Source organism: Shewanella sp. NIFS-20-20 (assembly GCF_019209865.1).
Taxonomy (GTDB): domain Bacteria; phylum Pseudomonadota; class Gammaproteobacteria; order Enterobacterales; family Shewanellaceae; genus Shewanella.
Window position 1 is genome coordinate 1 of record NZ_JAHUTT010000053.1, and the last position, 16,533, is coordinate 16,533.

12 protein-coding genes and 9 tRNA genes are annotated in these 16,533 nt (G+C 47.8%); all 21 read left to right on the forward strand.

Going from position 1 to position 16,533, the window contains the following annotated elements; translation table 11 throughout:
• Window positions 1-242: 242 nt before the first annotated feature.
• On the forward strand, window positions 243-398 hold the full coding sequence (locus KU855_RS14710; protein WP_218531034.1) for a hypothetical protein: 156 nt from the start codon (window positions 243-245) through the stop codon (window positions 396-398).
• A gap of 170 nt (window positions 399-568) precedes the next feature.
• Entirely contained in the window at window positions 569-3,193 is a 2,625-nt protein-coding gene (alaS, locus tag KU855_RS14715) for an alanine--tRNA ligase (RefSeq protein WP_218531035.1), read from the forward strand.
• Window positions 3,194-3,202: 9 nt separating this feature from the next.
• Window positions 3,203-4,438, forward strand: coding sequence for an aspartate kinase (locus KU855_RS14720; protein WP_218531036.1), 1,236 nt, complete (start codon window positions 3,203-3,205; stop codon window positions 4,436-4,438).
• A 119-nt stretch (window positions 4,439-4,557) separates the two neighbouring features.
• Window positions 4,558-4,752 (forward strand): carbon storage regulator CsrA, encoded by a 195-nt coding sequence (gene csrA / locus KU855_RS14725; RefSeq protein ID WP_218531037.1) that lies wholly within the window; start codon window positions 4,558-4,560, stop codon window positions 4,750-4,752.
• A gap of 604 nt (window positions 4,753-5,356) precedes the next feature.
• Window positions 5,357-5,448, forward strand: a tRNA-Ser gene (locus KU855_RS14730).
• A 21-nt stretch (window positions 5,449-5,469) separates the two neighbouring features.
• A tRNA-Arg gene (locus KU855_RS14735) sits at window positions 5,470-5,546 on the forward strand.
• 25 nt (window positions 5,547-5,571) lie between these two features.
• Window positions 5,572-5,648: transfer RNA gene (locus KU855_RS14740), tRNA-Arg, on the forward strand.
• Between the two features lie 41 nt (window positions 5,649-5,689).
• Window positions 5,690-5,766, forward strand: a tRNA-Arg gene (locus KU855_RS14745).
• Between the two features lie 23 nt (window positions 5,767-5,789).
• Window positions 5,790-5,866 (forward strand) — tRNA-Arg (locus KU855_RS14750).
• 29 nt (window positions 5,867-5,895) lie between these two features.
• A tRNA-Arg gene (locus KU855_RS14755) sits at window positions 5,896-5,972 on the forward strand.
• Window positions 5,973-5,994: 22 nt separating this feature from the next.
• A tRNA-Arg gene (locus tag KU855_RS14760) sits at window positions 5,995-6,071 on the forward strand.
• Window positions 6,072-6,080: 9 nt separating this feature from the next.
• Window positions 6,081-6,172, forward strand: a tRNA-Ser gene (locus KU855_RS14765).
• Window positions 6,173-6,215: 43 nt separating this feature from the next.
• A tRNA-Arg gene (locus tag KU855_RS14770) sits at window positions 6,216-6,292 on the forward strand.
• Window positions 6,293-6,843: 551 nt separating this feature from the next.
• A complete protein-coding gene (locus KU855_RS14775) occupies window positions 6,844-7,098 on the forward strand; it encodes an OadG family protein (RefSeq protein WP_218531038.1) in 255 nt (84 codons plus the stop codon).
• A 17-nt stretch (window positions 7,099-7,115) separates the two neighbouring features.
• Complete coding sequence (gene oadA, locus KU855_RS14780; RefSeq protein WP_218531039.1) at window positions 7,116-8,927, forward strand: sodium-extruding oxaloacetate decarboxylase subunit alpha; 1,812 nt, start codon at window positions 7,116-7,118, stop codon at window positions 8,925-8,927.
• A 9-nt stretch (window positions 8,928-8,936) separates the two neighbouring features.
• Entirely contained in the window at window positions 8,937-10,067 is a 1,131-nt protein-coding gene (locus KU855_RS14785; protein WP_218531040.1) for a sodium ion-translocating decarboxylase subunit beta, read from the forward strand.
• 211 nt (window positions 10,068-10,278) lie between these two features.
• Window positions 10,279-10,701 carry a YqaA family protein gene (locus KU855_RS14790; RefSeq protein WP_218531055.1) on the forward strand — a complete coding sequence of 141 codons (423 nt, stop codon included), beginning with the start codon at window positions 10,279-10,281 and terminating at the stop codon, window positions 10,699-10,701.
• Between the two features lie 127 nt (window positions 10,702-10,828).
• Entirely contained in the window at window positions 10,829-13,684 is a 2,856-nt protein-coding gene (locus KU855_RS14795) for a pitrilysin family protein (RefSeq protein WP_218531041.1), read from the forward strand.
• A 171-nt stretch (window positions 13,685-13,855) separates the two neighbouring features.
• Entirely contained in the window at window positions 13,856-15,427 is a 1,572-nt protein-coding gene (gshA, locus tag KU855_RS14800) for a glutamate--cysteine ligase (protein WP_218531056.1), read from the forward strand.
• A complete protein-coding gene (locus KU855_RS14805) occupies window positions 15,411-15,830 on the forward strand; it encodes a hypothetical protein (protein ID WP_218531042.1) in 420 nt (139 codons plus the stop codon). Before gshA ends, KU855_RS14805 begins: the two co-directional genes overlap by 17 nt.
• Before the next feature lie 67 nt (window positions 15,831-15,897).
• The gene (locus tag KU855_RS14810) at window positions 15,898-16,527 is read left to right on the forward strand and encodes a hypothetical protein (protein WP_218531043.1); all 630 of its coding nucleotides are present in this window, start codon (window positions 15,898-15,900) and stop codon (window positions 16,525-16,527) included.
• The last annotated feature ends 6 nt before the right edge of the window (window positions 16,528-16,533 follow it).

A 16,533-nucleotide genomic window follows, 5' to 3' on the forward strand; every position in this document is an offset into this window, starting at 1 on the left:
ATCTAGCGCGGAACTCATCGTGGAGCGGGTGGTAGCACCTAATGAAGACTCCGAATACATTAGCGCAAACCAACCTCGTTATCGGAAATATCATTTGCAATAACGAGGCGGACCATACATTTTTATGTCCTCGCTCTCTATGCTAGTCAGAGCCGTGATTGTTTATGGATGAAGCCGGTATGCTTAAACTTGGGCTTGCGAGCAGTGTAAATTGACGCATTTAGCGGTTGCCGGTGTGTTTGTTGGTCTATCACCACATCAATTCCTGTGATAGCAGCTATTATTTTGCCTTTAGTGCCAAGCGTTGCACTAAAGGCATTACGCTTGAAGTTGATAGCATAATGAAGGTGGCCTTATGGCGCACCGGCATAGGCAATCAAGGCGGCCTGCCTTGGTAAATATGTCATGATTTTATCGATAATTCCTCTCGGCGAGCGTTGAAGCCCGCATTCACGTATCTGAGACTCGCAACTTATCCGTGCTTGGGGTTATAATGCAGGGCATTATAGCTAGGCTAATACACAGGTTATTGAGCCTAATTTCAGAATATCCAATTCAGGAAGATTTCATGTATCAAACCACTGCAGAGCTTAGAAGCGCCTTTTTAGCGTTTTTTGGCAAACATGGTCACCAGATAGTCGATAGCAGTTCGCTGGTGCCAGGAAACGATCCGACCTTGCTTTTTACTAATGCCGGGATGAATCAGTTTAAAGACGTATTTTTGGGAATGGACAAGCGTAGCTATAGCCGTGCGACGACTTCTCAGCGCTGCGTTCGTGCGGGTGGTAAACATAATGACTTAGACAACGTCGGTTACACCGCACGTCACCACACCTTCTTTGAAATGCTGGGTAACTTTAGCTTCGGTGATTATTTTAAGCATGAAGCCATTCGTTTTGCGTGGACCTTCTTAACAGAAGAGTTGAAATTACCGAAAGAAAAATTATGCGTCACCATTTATGAAACCGATGATGAAGCGTATGCCATTTGGTTAAATGACATTGGTGTACCCGCTGACAACATTATTCGCATTGGTGATAACAAAGGTGCTGCTTACGCCTCTGATAACTTCTGGCAGATGGGTGACACCGGTCCTTGTGGTCCTTGTAGTGAGATTTTCTATGATCACGGCGACCATATTTGGGGCGGACGCCCTGGTAGCCCTGAGGAAGATGGCGATCGCTTTATCGAGATCTGGAATATTGTATTTATGCAATATAACCGTCAGGCCGATGGCACCATGTTACCTTTACCTAAGCCATCAGTAGATACTGGCATGGGGTTAGAGCGGATTGCGGCCATTATGCAAGGCGTGCACTCTAACTACGAAATCGACATTTTCCAGAAATTAATTCATAAAGCGGCTGAAATCATCGGAACTGATGATATCAACAACCCTTCGCTACGTGTGATTGCCGATCACATTCGCTCTTGTGCGTTTTTAGTGGCTGATGGCGTGATGCCATCGAATGAAGGTCGTGGCTATGTATTGCGCCGTATTATTCGCCGCGCAGTTCGCCATGGCAATAAATTGGGTGCCAACGAGGTATTTTTCTATCGCTTAGTACCAACCTTAATTGAGGTCATGGGTGAGGCTGCTAACTTAATGGCGGCCAATCAGGCTATCGTTGAAAAGGCACTGAAAGCTGAAGAAGAGCAGTTTGGTCGTACTTTAGAGCGAGGTTTAGGCATCCTAGATCAAGCACTAGAAGCGCTTGAAGGCGACACGTTAGATGGCGACACAGTGTTTAAGCTCTATGACACTTATGGTTTCCCCGTTGATTTAACGGCTGACGTTTGCCGCGAACGCAATATTGTGGTTGACGAAGCCGGTTTTGAAAGCGCCATGGCTGAGCAGCGTCGCCGTGCACAAGCGGCCGGTCAATTCAGTGCCGATTATAATGCTGGCTTAAAAATTGATAGCACCACAGAGTTCTGTGGCTATCAAGGTTTGACGGCTCAAGCTGTTGTCACTGGCTTATACGTTGCAGGCAGTGCGGTTGAGTCAATCAACGCGGGTACAGAAGCCGTTGTGGTATTGGCGAATACCCCGTTTTACGCTGAATCCGGCGGACAAGTCGGTGATAAAGGTCAGTTAACCGCTGCAGACTGTGTGTTCACTGTGAATGACACCCAAAAGTTTGGTCAGGCGACGGGTCACCAAGGTCAATTGGCGCAAGGCAGCCTGACCGTGGGTCAGACCGTCGATGCGTTAGTCGACAAAAAATTACGTCATCGCACCGAGCTTAACCACTCAGTCACTCACTTGTTGCATGCGGCGTTACGTCAGGTATTAGGCACTCATGTGACTCAAAAAGGTTCATTAGTAGACCCAGAGCGTTTGCGTTTTGACTTCTCTCACTTTGAAGGTGTGACTCATAGCCAATTGCAACAAGTCGAAGTTTTGGTTAACACTCAAATTCGCCGTAATCATGAGTTACAAACCGCCACTATGGACATTGAAGCGGCTAAGGCTGCCGGCGCAATGGCGTTATTTGGTGAGAAGTACGATGCCCATGTGCGCGTAGTGACCATGGGGGATTTCTCCATTGAACTGTGTGGTGGTACCCATGTGGGTCGCACTGGTGATATTGGTTTATTCAAAATCACCTCAGAAAGTGGTATTGCGGCAGGTGTTCGCCGTATCGAAGCTTGCACTGGTGCTGCGGCTATGGATTATGTCGCTGCAGAAGAAGCGGAATTAGCCGCTGCCGCAGCGCTCTTAAAAGCCGACAGTCACTCGCTGGTGGCAAAGCTAAAAGCGCAACTGGATAAGTTTAAGCAAATCGAGAAAGAAAACGCGCAGTTGAAAGATAAGCTGGCTGCTGCAGCGAGTGCTGATTTGGTGACTGAAGCCATTGATGTTAATGGCATTAAAGTGCTGGTTAAACGACTTGAGGGTGTTGAAGCGGGTGCTCTGCGCGGTATGCAAGATGAGCTTAAGCAAAAAATGCAGTCAGGGATCGTATTATTGGCTGTGGCCAATGAAGCCAAGGTTAACTTAATCGCCGGTGTGACTGCTGATTTAACCGCGAAAGTCAAAGCGGGTGAGTTGGTGGCCATGGTTGCGGCGCAAGTCGGTGGTAAAGGTGGTGGACGGCCAGATATGGCGCAAGCCGGCGGTAGCGAACCACAGCATCTAGAGAAGGCATTGACAGAGGCTCTGTCTTGGATCAATGAGCGCCTGGCGTAAGAGGTAGCAGTGGCGAATCAACATAAGCTTAGCGGTTCCGAGCTTATTGTGAAGAAGTTTGGTGGCACCTCGGTCGGCTCAATAGAGCGTATCGAGGCTGTCGCTGAGCAGATAGCACAGGCTTTTTATCAAGGCGAGCAACAACTCATCGTGTTATCTGCGATGGCGGGTGAAACTAATCGGTTATTATCTTTAGGCGCAGCCATAGATAGTCATGCCAGTTCTCGGGAACTGGATATGTTAGTGGCGACCGGCGAGCAAGTGAGCATTGCGTTGATGGCTATGGCGCTACATAAGCGTGGTATCGCCGCTAAATCTTTAATTGCTGGTCAAATCAGTATTATGACTGACGCTAACCATGGTCGGGCAAAAATTGAGCGCATTGACACATCAACATTAACGGCACTGTTAGCCGACAATGTGATCCCGATAGTGGCCGGTTTTCAGGGGTGTCATCAGGGTAATATTACCACCTTAGGTCGTGGTGGTTCGGACACGACAGCGGTCGCGTTGGCTGCGGCACTCAGTGCCAAAGAGTGCCAAATCTATACCGACGTTGCCGGTGTGTTTACCACGGACCCAAATTTAGAAACTAATGCGGTCAAGTTATCTCAAATCAATGTCGATACCATGTTTGAGATGGCGCGGCTGGGTGCAAAAGTATTGCATCCAGATTCAGTGGATTACGCCCGGCGTTTTCAGGTGCCGTTGCGGGTATTATCTAGCTTTGAACCTGGGTGTGGCACCTTAATTACCCCGCAAGAGGAACCCTTAACTCAGGGGCGAATCGTGGGTATGGCGGTGAGTCATTCGCAAGCGATCATTCATTTACAGCGCTCACCGCAGCATCCTATCGTATGGGATAGCTTGGCTGATCAATTAGCGGCAATCGGCATTGAAACTAATTTATTGAGTAAGGATGAGTCCAGTCATTTAGGCTTAAGTTTCACGGTCGATAAATTGTGGTTACCTAAGGTATTAACCATGCTTGATTTAATGGCATCTGAACAAGTAATTGAGTCTGTTCAATATGTGGACAATCAGGTAAGATTATCTTTAATTGGTAATGGGTTGCTGGATCACGTAGATGTAATGAATAAAGCACGAAGTGAACTAAGCGAAATAGACGTCGATGTTAATTTAATGTCGGCGACCGCTGCAAAAGTCGCCATGGTGTTTTGTGAAAGCAAATTAAATGTTGCAATTCGCGCGTTACACTATGCATTTCAGTTAAATGACCAATAATTAAATAGCTGTTTTAGTATTGGCTACTATGATTTTGTACTAAGCTGACTTTATAATAAGCTTAAGTTAATGAATTAAGTACCAAGCGAATAGCAACTGGGAACTAAAGGAGCAATCGAATGCTGATTTTGACTCGCCGTGTAGGTGAAACACTAATGATTGGTGATGAAGTAACTGTTACCGTTTTAGGGGTAAAGGGCAATCAAGTCCGTATTGGCGTGAATGCACCTAAAGAAGTTTCTGTGCATCGTGAAGAAATTTACCAACGAATTCAAAATGAGAAATCGACACCGTCTGAAGGTGGCAATTTTTAATTTAAGCGGTAGGGCAGCATCTGCCTTAGCGTTAACACGAAGAGTCAGTATTCTACTGGCTTTTTTTATGGGCGCGATTTAGCGGCTACCATCGCGAGCCGCTGATGAATGAATGCCGACCAGAAAACTACCACTCAAGGCAAATGTCGTCCTTGTCAGCTTGTCGCAATAGGATGGTTTACCTGCCCAGATGATCAACCTGCTTGCGCGTGAGTGCGTTTTCACTGGCTTAAATTGGCTATCTTCGCGTGACGTGTTGGCGCTTTATCATAGAGGCGTGAGGTTGATGGCTGAATTGGTTCGGCCAAAGCGCATTCATGGCCATTAGCTCACCCTTGCCAACATCGCGCAGTCCCTTGCGCGCGGATCTCGCACTGATTGTCCCCTTGCTGGCTAAATTCATGGCTTATGCGTTACCTGGTGAGATCAGAAAGCTTGACGAATACTGCCGCCGAGTTGTTGCTATTTTGTACGAAAGCAGCCTTATTATATAAGGGGTTGCGCATATCATCATCGATGTGATTAAAAACAGGGCAAACAAATTCTGTTTAATAAAAAGGGTTTGACTTATTTTCTTCAAACAGTAATATGTGCGCCAAGAAACGGAGAGGTGGCCGAGTGGCCGAAGGCGCTCCCCTGCTAAGGGAGTATGGGCTTTAACTCCCATCGAGGGTTCGAATCCCTCCTTCTCCGCCATTTCTTGTTTGTAAGAAAGTTGCGCATGTAGCTCAGCTGGATAGAGTACCTGGCTACGAACCAGGTGGTCGGAGGTTCGACTCCTTCCATGCGCACCACTTATCTTACAAAAATGATCCCAATGCGCATGTAGCTCAGCTGGATAGAGTACCTGGCTACGAACCAGGTGGTCGGAGGTTCGACTCCTTCCATGCGCACCATCTTAGATTATCTAAGGGTTTGGTTTCATATTTTCTCAAATGCGCATGTAGCTCAGCTGGATAGAGTACCTGGCTACGAACCAGGTGGTCGGAGGTTCGACTCCTTCCATGCGCACCAGAGAAACACAAATTGATTGCAATGCGCATGTAGCTCAGCTGGATAGAGTACCTGGCTACGAACCAGGTGGTCGGAGGTTCGACTCCTTCCATGCGCACCATCGATTTGTTATGTAAAGATTTCTAGAATGCGCATGTAGCTCAGCTGGATAGAGTACCTGGCTACGAACCAGGTGGTCGGAGGTTCGACTCCTTCCATGCGCACCACAGAAAATGAGAAGATTTAATTGCGCATGTAGCTCAGCTGGATAGAGTACCTGGCTACGAACCAGGTGGTCGGAGGTTCGACTCCTTCCATGCGCACCAAGTTAAGTCGGAGAGGTGGCCGAGTGGCCGAAGGCGCTCCCCTGCTAAGGGAGTATGGGCTTTAACTCCCATCGAGGGTTCGAATCCCTCCTTCTCCGCCATTATTTACTATACTCAGTTGAGTTTAGTCATTAGTGAAAATTAGCGCATGTAGCTCAGCTGGATAGAGTACCTGGCTACGAACCAGGTGGTCGGAGGTTCGACTCCTTCCATGCGCACCAAAATCGATAACCCCTGCTAGTCATAGCAGGGGTTTTTCGTATCTAGTGATTATTACCCCGTCTCATCTCATCCATGCGTTCTTGCGCTTGCCGCGACCTGTGTATTGGCATCTAGTTGCCATCTTATCTCGATGTTGTGTTGCCATAAGTTGTTGCCGATAAGGGGAGCATGCATTAGGGGGGGCTGCGAGCTCTCTCAACTTATCTTGGTGACGGCTGTTAGTGCCTTGGATGCATATTTACCCAATCATCTAGGTGTTGATGCATTAATGTCAGCTTTATGCGGCTGCGCTTGCTGTTATTGCATGCTTTCTAATTTTTCAAGTGCTAATTCATTACATATTTATCATATTCTCATTATTTTCGTCATTTCATTATTATTTATTCAGTGGTATCGATAATAGATCGCTATATTTGGTAAGACCAATTTACAAATGTGGCGGATATTTGTTATAGATTGTGTCCTTTTTTACTCTGGCGCGTGTCTAGATATGCGAAATTGTTGCAATATTTCGCATTGGCATTACGTCAACACCAATAATGAGGATGGCATGATCGATATCGCCCATGATTTTTCGCAAGCATTGACCATTATGTTGCTTGGCATGGTATTGGTTTTTTGTTTTTTAAGTGCCTTGATTGGCGCGATTAAGATCAGCGCCCACTTTCTGAGTCCATGCGCCAAGGACATAGACACAGAGTGTCAACCTGCGATGGAGAACAGTGCGAGTTCTCTCGATCCTACACTGATGGCGGCGATTTCGACTGCCATACATCATCATCGTCAAACTGCCCGTAGTGAATAATAAGACTGGAGATAATCATGGATAAGCCGTTAGCATTGACCGATGTTGTCTTACGAGATGCACATCAATCCATTCTCGCGACGCGATTACGTATTGACGATATGTTACCGATTGCCGAGAAATTGGATCAAATCGGCTTCTGGTCATTAGAAACTTGGGGTGGCGCTACCTTTGATGCCTGTATTCGTTATCTTGGCGAAGATCCGTGGGAGCGGATCCGTTTACTCAAGCAAGCGATGCCAAACACCCCGCAGCAAATGTTACTGCGAGGTCAGAATCTATTAGGTTATCGCCACTATGCCGATGATGTGGTCGAACGTTTTGTGGCACGAGCCAAGACCAATGGTGTTGATGTCTTTCGTATTTTCGATGCCATGAATGATGTCCGCAATTTAGCAACGGCCATTAATGCGGTTAAATCGGTGTCTGGTCATGCCCAAGGCACGATTTGTTATACCACCAGTCCAGTGCATAACTTGACCACCTGGACCGACATGGCCAAACGGCTGCAAGATATGGGTTGTGATTCGATAGTCATTAAAGATATGGCCGGCTTATTAAAGCCGATGGAAGCCTATCAATTGATTTCAACTCTTAAGGCGCAAACCGGGATGCATTTAGCTTTGCATTGCCACGCCACTACAGGGCTCAGTACCGCAACTTATCAAAAAGCGATTGAAGCCGGTATCGATGTTTTAGATACCGCGATCTCCTCCATGAGTCAGACTTATGGCCATAGCCCCACCGAAACCTTAGTGGCTATGGCTGACGATGCGGGCCGCCCCACCGGCTACGATATGGCATTGCTCGAAGATATTGCCGAGTATTTTAGAGGCGTGAGAAACAAATACGCGCAGTTTGAGGGGAGTTTGAAAGGTGTCGATGCCCGCATTTTAACGGCGCAGGTACCCGGTGGCATGCTAACCAACCTTGAAAGCCAGCTCAAACAGCAAGGGGCCTTAGATAAGCTTGATCTAGTCTTAGCTGAGATCCCTAAAGTCCGCGCCGACCTTGGCTATCTTCCTTTAGTGACCCCCACGTCGCAAATTGTCGGCTCGCAAGCGGTGATTAACGTATTAATGGGGCAATCGTATCAATCTTTAACCAAAGAAACCGAAGGTGTACTCAAAGGGGAATATGGCGCCACGCCGGCGCCAGTCAATGCTGAGCTGCAAGCTCGAGTGCTTGGCGGTAGCGAGGCCATTACTTGCCGTCCAGCCGACTTAATTGCATGCGAATTTGGCCAATTGACTAACGAATTGCGTCAACATCAACAACAAGGGGTGGAGCTCGCGTCCGGTGAGTGTTTAGACGATGACGTACTGACTTATGCGTTGTTCCCACAGATTGGTTTGCAATTCTTAAAGAATCGGCGTAACCCCGAAGCCTTCGAGGCCGCCCCTAGCTGCGACAGTCAGGGGCCATTATCTGCGCCAGAAGCGATGGCCACTCCGGCCCCAGTCAGCGAGGTGAAAACTTATACCGTCAAAGTGCAAGGGCAAGCCTTTGTGGTGGAGGTCAGTGACGGCGGTGACATCGAAGCCATTCAACCTGTGATACATACGGCTAGCCCCAGCCCGGCACCTGCTGTTGCGCCAACATCAGCCCCCGCCATCAAAGATCATATGGCGGCACCGTTGTCTGGCAATATTTTCAAAGTGCATGTTAATCGTGGCGATAGGGTTAAAGCAGGCGATCTTGTCTTTATCCTTGAAGCCATGAAAATGGAAACTGAAATTCGTGCGAACTGCGATGGTATCGTCAGTGAATTGTTTGTCAAAGAGGGTGATGCAGTTGCTGTCGGTCACCAACTGTTGGCCATTGCATAAGGGACTGTTGTGGAAGGATTATTGGCGTTTTGGAGTGAGACAGGGATTGCCCATTTTAACGGTGGACAATTGACGATGATGTTAGTGGGAGTCGGGCTGTTATATTTGGCCATTAGCAAGAAATTTGAACCCTTGCTGTTACTGCCCATTGGCTTTGGTGCCATTTTGGCTAATATTCCCAATGCGGGATTTACTGAGCCTGGCGGCTTGTTGTACTACCTGTATCATGTGGGGATTTCAACAGGGATATTTCCGCTCCTGATCTTTATGGGGGTCGGAGCCATGACCGATTTTTCGGCGCTGATTGCTAACCCTAAGACTCTGTTGCTCGGCGCTGCCGCCCAGTTTGGTATTTTTGCGACTTTACTCGGTGCTATAGGTTTGAATTTAGTGCCGGGGTTTGAGTTTAGCATTAAAGATGCGGCCGCCATTGCCATCATTGGCGGCGCCGATGGCCCTACTGCCATCTTCCTTGCGTCGAAACTGGCCCCAGAACTTTTGGGGGCGATTGCCGTGGCGGCATATTCCTATATGGCGTTAGTACCGATTATTCAGCCGCCGATCATGAGACTGTTGACCACAGAAGCTGAACGTCAAATCAAAATGGAACAGCTGCGAGAAGTCAGTACCCGTGAGAAAATTATTTTCCCGCTGATGGTGCTTGGGCTGACTATCTTACTGTTACCGGCCGCCACCCCATTAGTCGGCATGTTTTGTTTCGGCAATTTAATGCGTGAATCGGGTGTGGTCGATAGACTGTCTAAGACAGCTCAGAACGAGCTTATCAATGTGGTGACAATATTCTTAGGATTAGCGGTTGGCTCTAAACTGTCGGCAGCGGAGTTTTTAACTGTTGAAACCTTAGGGATTTTGGGCCTTGGCGCCGTGGCATTTGGCATTGGGACAGCCAGTGGCGTCTTGATGGCAAAATTGATGTGTAAGCTCTCGGGGGGCAAGGTGAATCCTTTGATTGGTGCTGCGGGTGTCTCGGCTGTACCCATGGCGGCGCGGGTCGTTAATAAGGTTGGTTTAGAGGCTAATCATCAAAATTATTTATTGATGCATGCCATGGGGCCCAATGTCGCTGGCGTGCTCGGGAGTGCGGTGGCCGCGGGCATCTTATTGGCCGTGCTCAAGTAATCACTTGGCGAGTCACAGCTGCTTGGCGATGGTTACTGCAATCGCCAAGTGCTGTTTGCCACGAGCCGTTGCCATTCCTCCATCAATGCATCCTGGCAATTCAGACTGTCTGTTCGCGGCTAGCCTAGTGACGGCAATTTGTTGCGTCTAAGCCCCAAGCCAATTGCTGTCGATGTTATACTACCCCTCTATTTTTATTATTAAGGCCAACATGTTAGATCTTGGCATGATGTTCGCTGCGGCTTTTTTAGCGGCGACCTTGTTACCCGGTGGCTCAGAAGTCTTGTTGGTGGCTCTGTTGACCAAAGAGGGCTCCCATGCGTGGGCGTTAGTGGTGGCTGCCTCCTTAGGTAACACCTTAGGTTCGATGACAAGTTACTTACTCGGTTTATATGGCCGCCGCGCGATTAGTCCAGAGCAAATGGCCACTAAAGGCTATCGCCATGGCCTGAACCTTATCCAAAAGTATGGCATGTGGTCGCTACTGCTGGCGTGGGTCCCGGTGGTGGGGGATTTACTGTGTGTGATTGCCGGTTGGATGAAATTACCTATTCTACCGGCTTCATTATTGATTTTTATCGGAAAGTTTATTCGTTATCTGCTACTGATGGCACTCACCCTGCAATGGTTGTAACTGATTTGTAACGCTTTGTGTGTTTGCCATTGCTAATCAATAACTTGGTTAGTATGTTTGTTGGCAGTGATCCTTGCGTGGGCTCGGTGCCCTCATCAATAGTTAAACAAAAAAGTAGGAGTTTGCAGTGAAAAAATGGATTCTTGCCGCGGCGATTTCCGCAGCGTTAACTGGCTGTGGCAGTCATGATACTGCCCTGACATCGTCATCTAGCTCGCTCAGTGCCCCGTTGCCCGCTGGCGTGACCTTGATTGAAGATGCCAGCCAACCGAAAGGTTCAGTGGCTATTGCTTATAAAAAATATCAACTCGCTAATGGCCTAACCGTATTACTCCATCAAGATAAGTCCGATCCCTTGGTGCATGTCGACGTAACCTATCATGTTGGCTCTGGCCGTGAAGTGCCGGGTCGAAGTGGCTTTGCCCATTTATTTGAACACATGATGTTTCAAGGTTCACAAAATGTTGCCGATGAGCAACATTTAAAAGTGGTCACAGAAGCCGGTGGTACCCTTAACGGTACCACTAATACGGATAGAACCAACTATTTTGAAACAGTGCCAAGCAATCAGTTAGAGAAAATGTTATGGCTCGAATCCGATCGTATGGGATTCTTTTTACCGGCATTAACTGAAGAAAAATTCGAAGTCCAGCGTGAAACCGTTAAAAATGAACGCGGTCAACGGGTCGATAACCAGCCATATGGCCGTATGTATGAACGTTTTGATGAGGTCTTTTATCCCCCTGGGCATCCCTATTCTTGGCCGGTAATTGGCTGGACTGAAGATCTCAATCGCGCCACGGTCGATGATGTGCGTAGCTTCTTCAAGCGTTGGTACGGCCCCAATAATGCGACGCTAACCATTGGCGGTGATTTTGATGAAGCCACCACTCTGGCCTTGGTGAATAAATATTTTGGTGAGATCCCAAGGGGGCCTGAAGTCGAAGATATGGCGAAAGAGCCAGTGACCTTAGATGGCAGCCGTTATATTTCGATGGAAGATAAAGTGCATTTGCCGCTACTGCGTATCGGTTTCCCGACCGTTTATGCTCAGCATCAAGACGAAGCGGCGTTGGATCTGCTGGCGCAAATTCTTGGTGGCGGTAAAACCTCATTATTTTATAAAAACTTAGTTAAAGACGGATACGCGGTTCAAGCTGGCGTTGGCCACCCTTGCGCTGAACTATCTTGCCAATTATTTATGTACGCGGTAGCCAATCCAGCCAAAGGCGGCAAGCTGGCAGATGTCGAGCAGCGCATGTTGGAGTCCATTAATGAATTCGAACAACGCGGGGTTACTGACGAAGACTTACAAAAGGCCAAGGTTCAGTTTGAGTCGGATACCATCTTTGGCTTGCAAAGTGTCCGCGGTAAGGTGTCTACCTTAGCCTATAACCAAACATTTTTTGATACACCGGATTTAATCGCCTCCGATCTTGCGCGTTACAATCAAGTCACCAAGGCGGATGTGATGCGGGTGTTTGAGCAGTACGTCAAAAATAAGCCGATGGTGGTAATGAGTATCGTGCCTGAAGGCCGCACCGATTTAATTGCGGCGGCGGATAATTTTGTGGCACCGCAAGTCGCGATAGCCACTGAAGCCGTGTCGTCGCCAGTGACCCACTCGCAGGTGACATCGAGTTTTGACCGCAGCAAGATGCCAATGTCTGGCGCCGCGCCCTTATTGCAAGCGCCAACCTTATGGCAAGGTGAGCTGGCCAACGGCATTGAGGTCATGGGCAGTATCAGCCAAGAAACCCCCACCACAGAGGTCATTATTTACCTCAATGGTGGCCATAGGTTAGTCGGTGCTGATAAAGCGGGTTTGGCAAACTTGACGGCGGCTGTGTTAAATGAGTCCACTAGTCAACGCAGCACGGAAGCCTTAACTCAAGCCTTGGATTTACTGGGAGCCAGTGTCAGTTTTTCAGCGGGCACAGATCAAAGTGTGATCCGCATTTCTTCATTGACCGAAAAATTACCTCAGGTCATGGCAGTCGTTGAAGAAAAACTCTATCAACCTGGGTTTGTACCCGCGGATTTTGAGCGCGCTAAACAGCAGATTTTGCAAGGGTTGAAGCAGCAAGAATCCGATCCGAACACCTTGGCCGTAAATGCCTTTAATCAGTTAATGTATGGCAAGGATAATCCGCTCGGCGTCAATACCAGTGGCACTATCGCCAGCGTATCAGCATTGACCTTAGATGATGTAAAAGCATTTTACGCTCAGCAGTATCGCGCGGGCAACGCGGCCATCGTGGCGGTGTCTAATCTTACTGAAAAAACCTTGCTGGCTGAGTTATCAGGGTTATCAAAGTGGAAAGGCGATAAAGTCGCGGTACCCGCCTTAGCGGATTTACCCGCACTTGATGCCGGCACCATTTATCTTGTTGATAAGCCTGGGGCGGCGCAATCGGTTATTCGCATGGGTAAGCGGGCTTTACCTTACGATGCGACCGGTGAGTATTTTCAATCATACTTAATGAATTACCCACTTGGCGGAGCTTTTAATAGCCGTATCAACCTTAATCTCCGTGAAGATAAAGGTTATACCTATGGCGCCCGCAGCTATTTTAGTGGGGCTGAAGATACAGGGGTATTCATTGCCTCAGCAGCGGTTCGCGCTGATGTGACGGGGGCTGCGTTAACTGAGTTCATTAACGAAATTTCGGCTTATCAACAATCAGGGATTACTGAGGACGAGTTAGCCTTTATGCGTAACTCAATTGCTCAAGGTGAAGCGTTAGATTATGAAACGCCTTATCAGAAAGCAGGTTTTGTCCGCCAAATCCAAAAGTATGATCTTGACCATGACTATACCAGCCAACAAGGTCAGCTGATAAACCAGATCACTAAAGCCGAGTTAGACCGCTTAGCTAAATCCGAGCTTAAGCTCGAAGATATGGTGATTGTGGTGGTGGGAGATAAAGCCTCAGTCACCGCACAGTTACAAGAGTTGGGGTACCCCATCAAGCAGTTGTAGTGCAGTTGTTAATGCATATGTAGCAAAACGGCAGTAGATCACTCTACTGCCGTTTGTTTTTGTGGGTTATGACTTGCTTAGACGGAGTTTGGCAAGCACAATAATGGAGGTATTTTAACAGGCAAGTTGCCATCACCATAGAAGGTTGACCTTTTGTACTCTTTTGAAGATATGATCTCGCACTTTCGTGATGCGAGTGGGCGTCAGGCGTTAACTTCTGTCAACCGAGGCATAGAGCGTGAAGCATTACGAGTGAATGCTAATGGCACGTTGGCCAGCGATCCTCATCCTCAGGCACTGGGTTCAGCATTGACCCACTCGAGGATCACCACCGACTATAGCGAGTCGTTACTCGAATTTATTACGCCGGTGAGCCAAGAGGTTAATCGTTTACTCGATGGGTTAACCCAAACTCATGCTTTCACTTTAAAACACCTCGCAGGCCAACAGTTATGGCCAGTCAGCATGCCTTGTTATGTCGGCGATGTGGCCGATATCCCTATCGCTCAATATGGTCAATCTAATAGTGGCCGCATGAAAACCTTGTATCGCAAAGGCCTAACTAAACGCTATGGCGCCTTGATGCAGATTATCTCTGGGGTTCATTTCAATTTTTCAGTCTCTGACGAACTGTGGCAACGACTCTATGATCAGAGTGATAAAACCTTAAGCCTGCAAGATTTTATCAGTGATGGTTATTTTGGGTTAATCCGCAATTACCGCCGTATGGTGTGGATGTTACCGTATCTCTTTGGCTCTTCTCCTGCGGTGTGTGAATCATTTATCAAACCAGGATTTAGCGGGTTTGATTTTAAGAAAATGGGCCGCGGCACCTTATATTTACCTTATGCTACGTCATTGCGGATGAGCGATCTTGGTTACACCAACAAAGAACAAGAGCGCTTAAACATTAGTTATAACTCGTTAGCAGAATACCTCGCAGGGATTAAGCGGGCGATCAGAATGCCGTCGGATGAATTTGCCAATATTGGTATTAAAGTTGATGGTGAATACCAGCAGCTCAATACCAATATTCTTCAAATTGAAAATGAATTTTATTCGCCCATTCGCGCCAAACGGGTCACCGCCAAAGGCGAAACGCCTTCTGCGGCACTCGAGCGGGCGGGGGTTCAATATATTGAGGTTCGCGCCCTCGATGTCAATCCATTTAGCCCGATTGGCATCGATGCCAAACAAGTGCGCTGGCTCGATTTATTCTTGCTCTATTGTTTACTTTCTTCGTCGCGTCCGAGTTGCGCCAGCGAAGAAGTTGAGATGTCGGCTAACTTGCAAACCGTTATCATGGGCGGACGTCAACCCCAGTTAACCCTGTTACGGGGAGAGAAGAATGTCCTGATGGCAGATTGGCTCAGTGAGGTTTTCGCTGAGTTAGCCCCCTTGGCGAAGTTACTCGATGGTGACGAGCATGACGACTATCAACAAGCCTTGCAGCATTGGTCGCAAGCCATTAGCGATCCTGAACAAACCTTATCGGGTCAGGTCATGGCGACACTCAATGCCTCGCAATTAGATCATAATATCTGGGTTAAACAGTTAGCGAGCCAATACCATCAGTATTTTATGGATTACCCTTTATCTGCTGCGAGCCAGGCCAGTTTTGAACAGGAGGCCATTGACTCATTAGCTCAGCAACAGGCTATCGAAGCCAGTGATAGTATGGATTTTGATCATTTCTTGGCGCAATACTTTGCTTCGACGTGTCGTCATGGCTACCTTGATTAAGTTATGTTCAATGCGTTTACTGTTACTGCTATGGCTAATGATGGCGATGACGGCCTGTGTGAACCCTAATCGTCAATTGGAGTGTACGCGCTTAGCGAACACTCCGGTGCAACCCGGTGAGGGACACTATCCGGTGGTGGTAACTCATATTAACGGTGACGCCGTGGTGTCGGCGCCAATCATCTATTTAGTGCCTGGCGCTTATCAATTAACCTTGATGATGCCGCAATCCAGTTTAGCCGAAGGTTACTTGACCATGCCGTCCAGTCAGGAATTAACCGTGACCTTAATGGCAAATTACCGCTATCAACTGGGAGGAACGATGGCGAGTAATGGTCAGTGGCGCGCAGATATTTGGCAATCATTTGCACAACCATGCTCAATGACTTCCGCGAGTAATTGATTTTCCCTAAAAATTTCAGTTAAGGTGATGAAGATACCCATCACCTTTTTTATTGAGTGGCCCTATCATGTTTGATGCTATCGCCGTTATTCGGTTGAAATTTCCGCTGTTATTCGTGTTGTTTATGAGCGGCTGCGCTTCGAGCCCTCCTGGCGATCCTGAGAATATTTGCAATATATTTAAAGAGCACCGTCATTGGTACGATGCCGCTAAAAACACGCGTGAAAAATGGGGGGTGCCGGTGCATGTTCCCATTGCCATGATGTATCAAGAAAGTTCATTTCGGCACAATGCTGCACCGCCGATGGAATACTTTTTAGGGTTTATACCGATTGGCCGTGCCAGTGACGCTTATGGGTATGCGCAAGCCAAAACTATCACTTGGGATGACTATACCCGCGAAACAGGCAACAGTTGGTCTAGTCGCAGCAATTTTGATGATGCCATGGATTTTATGGGGTGGTTTATTTACAAAAGCCACAAAATAAATGGCGTTTCCAAGTGGGATGCCCGCAATCAATATTTAAATTATCACGAAGGTTGGGGCGGTTATAAGCGTGGCAGCTATAAGGCTAAGCCTTGGCTCATCAAGGTGGCTGGCCGGGTTGATGCGCGTGCTAAGCGCTATGCAAGTCAGTATCGTCAGTGTCAGAAAGAGCTTGACCGTTCGTGGTTATCGCGACTCTTTTTCGATTAGGCTCAT

What these genes read in the sequence shown, in the direction of transcription:
- alaS (WP_218531035.1), top strand. Translation starts at nt 569, where the DNA reads ATGTATCAAACCACTGCAGAGCTTAGAAGCGCCTTTTTAGCGTTTTTT.
- csrA (WP_218531037.1), top strand. Translation starts at nt 4,558, where the DNA reads ATGCTGATTTTGACTCGCCGTGTAGGTGAAACACTAATGATTGGTGAT.
- KU855_RS14775 (WP_218531038.1), top strand. Translation starts at nt 6,844, where the DNA reads ATGATCGATATCGCCCATGATTTTTCGCAAGCATTGACCATTATGTTG.
- oadA (WP_218531039.1), top strand. Translation starts at nt 7,116, where the DNA reads ATGGATAAGCCGTTAGCATTGACCGATGTTGTCTTACGAGATGCACAT.
- KU855_RS14790 (WP_218531055.1), top strand. Translation starts at nt 10,279, where the DNA reads ATGTTAGATCTTGGCATGATGTTCGCTGCGGCTTTTTTAGCGGCGACC.
- gshA (WP_218531056.1), top strand. Translation starts at nt 13,856, where the DNA reads ATGATCTCGCACTTTCGTGATGCGAGTGGGCGTCAGGCGTTAACTTCT.
- KU855_RS14805 (WP_218531042.1), top strand. Translation starts at nt 15,411, where the DNA reads ATGGCTACCTTGATTAAGTTATGTTCAATGCGTTTACTGTTACTGCTA.
- KU855_RS14810 (WP_218531043.1), top strand. Translation starts at nt 15,898, where the DNA reads ATGTTTGATGCTATCGCCGTTATTCGGTTGAAATTTCCGCTGTTATTC.